Source organism: Bacillus sp. B2-WWTP-C-10-Post-4, from assembly GCF_009183805.1.
GTDB classification, from domain to species: Bacteria; Bacillota; Bacilli; order Bacillales; family Bacillaceae_G; genus Bacillus_A; species Bacillus_A cereus.
Window position 1 is genome coordinate 1 of the sequence record NZ_WEII01000194.1, and the last position, 4,619, is coordinate 4,619.

Consider the following 4,619-nt stretch of genomic DNA (forward strand, 5'->3'; position numbering starts at 1 on the left):
TAATTGTTTTGGAGATTTATAAAACATACTTTTATTATAAAACTGAATAAAAGCGTTTTCAATAAAACTAGCAAGACGACACAAATATGTTAATAATTTGAATATCCTAATGCATTTCTTTATTCTTTTTTAGTAGCACTATATTTTGTATAATGGACGCAAAGAAAATACATAACCAAAACCACTTTTGTGGATTACCATTTATAAAGAAAACAATCACGGCTATTGCAAATAAAATAGTGGATGCTAAACTAAAATATAATTTTGTTCTAATTTCTATTATCCCTCACCCCTCTGTTACTTTACAGTACATACTAACTCTTCATTTTTCATCTCTACTATGTACTCCTGTAAAACATATTCTTTCCCGCCATGGTTTTCATACCATTCATGTATTCTTTTAATATGCCTCTCGTCACTTCTAATTTTCGATTCTATTTCATTATACTGTTCATAACTATCATATTCCCATATGGCAAATACTTCAGACGTACCATTCTTATTATCTTTCATCCAGCGTCCTATTAGCCTAGAACCATGCTTTAATTGATTAGGTAAGTTCGTATTATTGAAATGATCATTAAATACTTCTATGAATTCATTTTTCACTACATAGTACTTCCTTCTGTAAAACATACCTCTTCCCCTCTTTTATGAAAAGTATTAGTAAATCTTCCCATCACTACCGTATTATAATACTTTCCATCCGATAGTCTTTTGTCATTTTTCAAAATGCCTTCTACTTCAAAACCTATTTTTTTATAAAGATGAATAGCTTTCTCGTTTGTCTCTAATACTTGTAAAGATATTTTATTTACTGCATTTTCGTCAGCCCATTTAATAGATTGTTGTAATAGGCTCTTACCCATTTTATATCCCCAAAACTCTTTTAAAATGCAAACACCAAACTCCACTTTATGAGATAATCTCTTAAAATTTGATCCTTCACACCTTGAAAATCCAACGATTCGATTGTGCACTTCTGCAACTAAAAAGAGATTCTTCGTTTCTTCACTATCTGTTTTTATTATTTTTTGAAACCCTAGGTCATCTATAAATCCCTCTCCAGCATCTCTATCCATATTTTCAGTTTCTCCATCAATCTGAACTCTAATTTTCGATAACTGCTCAGCATCTTTCTCAGCTGCAGAACGAATTGTATAAGTTAATCCATTTATATGAAACTCTTGCTCTTTTACAATCATGTCAAACTCCTTTCAAATGAATATAATGGCGCTATTACAACTTGTTTACCTTGTTTCTCAAATTCCTGAACAGTTTCTTTACTAGCCTCTTCGTCAGTTATAATAAGGTCAATTTCTTTTAGAGACTCTCCTCTTATAAAACAATCTATTCCAAGTTTATTATGCGGAGCTAAACAAATATTTCTTCTAGCAATTTCACTTACTCTTTTACTAAAATAAGCAACTTCAGGTGTTGCAGTACTAATACCTTGTAATGAAATGCCTCCACCTGTAGAGAAATAAAAATCAATAGAAAATCTACTTATCAATTCAGAGGCAAATGTATCAGTAATATTTCCTGAAGGCTTTACTTTTCCACCAATTAAATATGTATCGATGTTCTTATATTCTCTTAGATGACCAGCTATTTCAATAGAATTCGTAATAACCGTAAATGATACTTCCGGTAAATATTTCAGCATCGCATTATGAATGGAAGCCCCGCCAATAAAAATAGAATCATCTTCTTGTATATAAGATGCCGCAACTTTTGCAATTGTGTCCTCATATATTGAGCTATCACTATAACGTTTAGCTGGTTCCGCAGCTAAGTTCCTCACTCGCGTAAGTTCAATTGCACCTCCGTGCGTTCTTTTTAATAAACCATCCTTTTCCATAATAGACAAATCTCTTCTTATAGAATCAATAGACATATCAAATCTTTCCGCAAGTTCCTTTGCGATTACTCTTCCATCTGTATTAAGTAGTTCTAAGATTCTCTCTCGACGTTCTTCAGTAAACATGTTATCACCACCGTTATTGAAGATTCAGAAACTTAAACTTTATTTTAATTATATGTATGCCTCTTCTGTTTTACAATATTTTCAGTTCTTATTTATTCCGTTTTATACAGCCTTCTCCCTCTTTCTATCCCAATAATTTGCCAACCAAATAAATGTATATCTGTATATTACGCAAAAATACTTCCATTTACCTTCCTGTTGATGTAAAATTATTCCTATGTTTTACTTTTTAATACAGAAAGGGATTACTATGAAATCATTAATCAAAACGACATGTACAGCATTATTATTTACTGGAATATTAACAGGATGTAATAGCAATACTACATCAAAACAAGAAAAGAGCGCTCTCGAAAAGAATGCAATGCACTATGGAGAAATAGTTAAAAACGAATACTATAGAGCAACAGTTGAAAATGCAAAGTTTGAAAAAATAGACAAAGAGCGGCGCCTTACTACTCGTGTTATGATTAATAATGTTCGGGACGATGGACAAACTATTGATCTTTCGGAAATAAAATATTTCATACAAGATGAAAAAACTGGTCAGAAATATGAAGGTGAAGCTCATCCGATAGATGACGAGCACTATAAAAATGTTCCACACGAATTCTCTTTAACTACTGACGTTGTGTTTGAACTGAAAACTTCACCAAAAGATTTAAATAATATGTATTTATACATAGATAGCAAAGCTGCGCCGTTAACAAATACATATTGGAAGCTTGATAATTTAGTATCTAAATAGAAAGACCAGTCTTAAATGACTGGTCTTTTTACATTCATACATTTACCTTTCATTAACACTTATATTCATTTTCTAATAACAACTTGAATAACATCAGCTAAACCAGTGTGCCCTTTCCCTTCAACTCGCTCTTGTTCTCCATTAAAGAAATGAATTACCTTATGTTCTTCACACCAAGTAAGAATATCAATTGGATCATACAGCATATCAACATCTTTTGGTCCACCAGTACCATAGTTTATTTGTTTTTTTGAGTAAACTTCAAACATAATTAAACCACCTGGCTTTATCGTTTGTATCATTTTACCTAATATCATTTTTTTATAATCATCATGAAAATGTCCAAATACCATAATTGCTGCATCATATTCATTTTCTGGCAAACTATCAGCTAATAAATCTACTTTTTTTGTATGCACGTTTACATTATGCTTCTCTGCCAATTTTTTTGTCTTCTCTAATCCATCTTCCGAATAATCAATAGCTGTTACTTCGTTCCCTTGTCTTGCTAGAAATACAGCATTTCTACCTTCTCCCTCCGCAAATGCTATTACTTTATTGTGATTTGCTAAACGAAATGCTTGTTCTTTAATAAATGTATTAGGTTCTTCCCCGTAAAAATATTCATCTGATTTATATCGATCATTCCAAAATTTAGTCATCATCTTCTCTCCTTCTTCATATCATTTTCTAACTACAATTAAAGATATCAAAGAGTCTTTTTATCCTTAATTAATTTAAAAATAAAAGCAGATTAAAAATCCACTTTTATTTTTTTCGCAAGATCTACGATTTTTTGATTTCGTAACTCTTCTTCCATTTTCTCTTCTGCTGCGAGCATTACTTCATTAATTAAACATCCAGGTTTGTCATGTAAACAACATTCAAACAATGATGTTTTACCTTCAATTGCATGTATAATATCTAAAAATGAAATATCTTCCCAATTCTTACTAAGCGAGTAACCGCCCTTTGGACCAGATGATGAATGTATCATCCCTTCCTTCGTCAACTTAGTTAGTATTTTAGACAAGTACGTTGGTGAAACATTTTGCATTTCTGCTAATTGGTGAACACTAACTAACTTATTTGGTGTAGCCTTTGCCAGAAAAAGCATTGTATGAAGAGCATAATTTGTAGCTTTAGAATATTTCATAATACAGCCCCTATTGTAGACTTCATGTATCTACAATAACTTTATTTTTTTATTATGTCAAACGTTTGTAATACTCCATACAACATTATTTCTTCACAAGTAATACATCTGCCGCGCAAATCGTCACTTCTCTAAATGGAGAGTCAAATAAAACACCTAGTTCAAAACCATCTTCAGTAAGAGCTATTTCATGATATAACCACCAAGCATTTTCAAAGTTTTCCGGCATAGAACACTTTGTTACTCCTATAAAGGTTACTTCAAGTTTATCAAATTCACTAAAAGTACCACTGCAATCTAATACGATAGACAAAGTATCTTCTGATTCTCTCTTTATTACTTTAATTACACTATCGTGTAGTGATGTCTTGTGTAACTGAGCGACATTTGACGGAAGTTTTTTCTCAATGGAATTAAAATATTCTACGTATAATTGATCTAATTGTGCCACTCTTATCTCATAATCTGTTGACCACTTTTGCATACGTTTTTTCAGTTCACCTGATGGGTATTCTGAATTAATTGTGATGTTTTGTATAATCGAGTATATCGATTCAGGAAGGAATTTTAATAAATCTATTTTCCTTTCCTCTATTTCTTCCTTTAAACTTTGTATATCCATTTCTGACCATTCTTTTATAGACTCTATAAAACTTACAAATTCTAAAACTTGCATTTTTTTATACCAATCTCTTGTAAAATATTTCAATGACACCTCTCCTAAAACA

Annotated in this window: 7 protein-coding genes; 1 reads left to right on the forward strand and 6 read right to left on the reverse strand. The window is 31.3% G+C overall.

What is annotated here, in order from left to right:
• Positions 1 to 297: 297 nt before the first annotated feature.
• Genes GBN78_RS28665 through GBN78_RS28675 form a run of 3 tightly spaced genes read right to left on the reverse strand, consistent with a single transcriptional unit; the run spans position 298 to position 1,987 of the window.
• Positions 298 to 636, reverse strand: coding sequence for an NIPSNAP family protein (locus tag GBN78_RS28665; RefSeq protein ID WP_000499993.1), 339 nt, complete (start codon positions 634 to 636; stop codon positions 298 to 300).
• Positions 609 to 1,205 (reverse strand): GNAT family N-acetyltransferase, encoded by a 597-nt coding sequence (locus GBN78_RS28670; protein ID WP_000635674.1) that lies wholly within the window; start codon positions 1,203 to 1,205, stop codon positions 609 to 611. The genes GBN78_RS28665 and GBN78_RS28670 overlap by 28 nt, the downstream gene beginning before the upstream one ends.
• Positions 1,202 to 1,987, reverse strand: a complete 786-nt coding sequence (locus GBN78_RS28675; protein WP_000493656.1) for a DeoR/GlpR family DNA-binding transcription regulator — start codon at positions 1,985 to 1,987, stop codon at positions 1,202 to 1,204. The genes GBN78_RS28670 and GBN78_RS28675 overlap by 4 nt, the downstream gene beginning before the upstream one ends.
• 250 nt (positions 1,988 to 2,237) lie before the next feature.
• On the opposite strand from GBN78_RS28675, the gene GBN78_RS28680 reads away from it, so the two are divergent.
• Entirely contained in the window at positions 2,238 to 2,735 is a 498-nt protein-coding gene (locus tag GBN78_RS28680; RefSeq protein WP_000838470.1) for a hypothetical protein, read from the forward strand.
• A gap of 65 nt (positions 2,736 to 2,800) precedes the next feature.
• On the opposite strand, the gene GBN78_RS28685 is transcribed toward GBN78_RS28680, so the two are convergent.
• The 3 genes from GBN78_RS28685 to GBN78_RS28695 all read right to left on the reverse strand — a co-directional run bounded on the left by GBN78_RS28685 (position 2,801) and on the right by GBN78_RS28695 (position 4,600).
• Positions 2,801 to 3,400, reverse strand: coding sequence for a class I SAM-dependent methyltransferase (locus tag GBN78_RS28685; protein ID WP_001987438.1), 600 nt, complete (start codon positions 3,398 to 3,400; stop codon positions 2,801 to 2,803).
• A gap of 89 nt (positions 3,401 to 3,489) precedes the next feature.
• Positions 3,490 to 3,891 (reverse strand): Rrf2 family transcriptional regulator, encoded by a 402-nt coding sequence (locus GBN78_RS28690; RefSeq protein WP_000877650.1) that lies wholly within the window; start codon positions 3,889 to 3,891, stop codon positions 3,490 to 3,492.
• 85 nt (positions 3,892 to 3,976) lie between these two features.
• Positions 3,977 to 4,600: a DUF4085 domain-containing protein gene (locus tag GBN78_RS28695; protein WP_152127981.1), complete on the reverse strand. Its 624-nt coding sequence runs from the start codon at positions 4,598 to 4,600 to the stop codon at positions 3,977 to 3,979.
• Positions 4,601 to 4,619 lie beyond the last annotated feature (19 nt).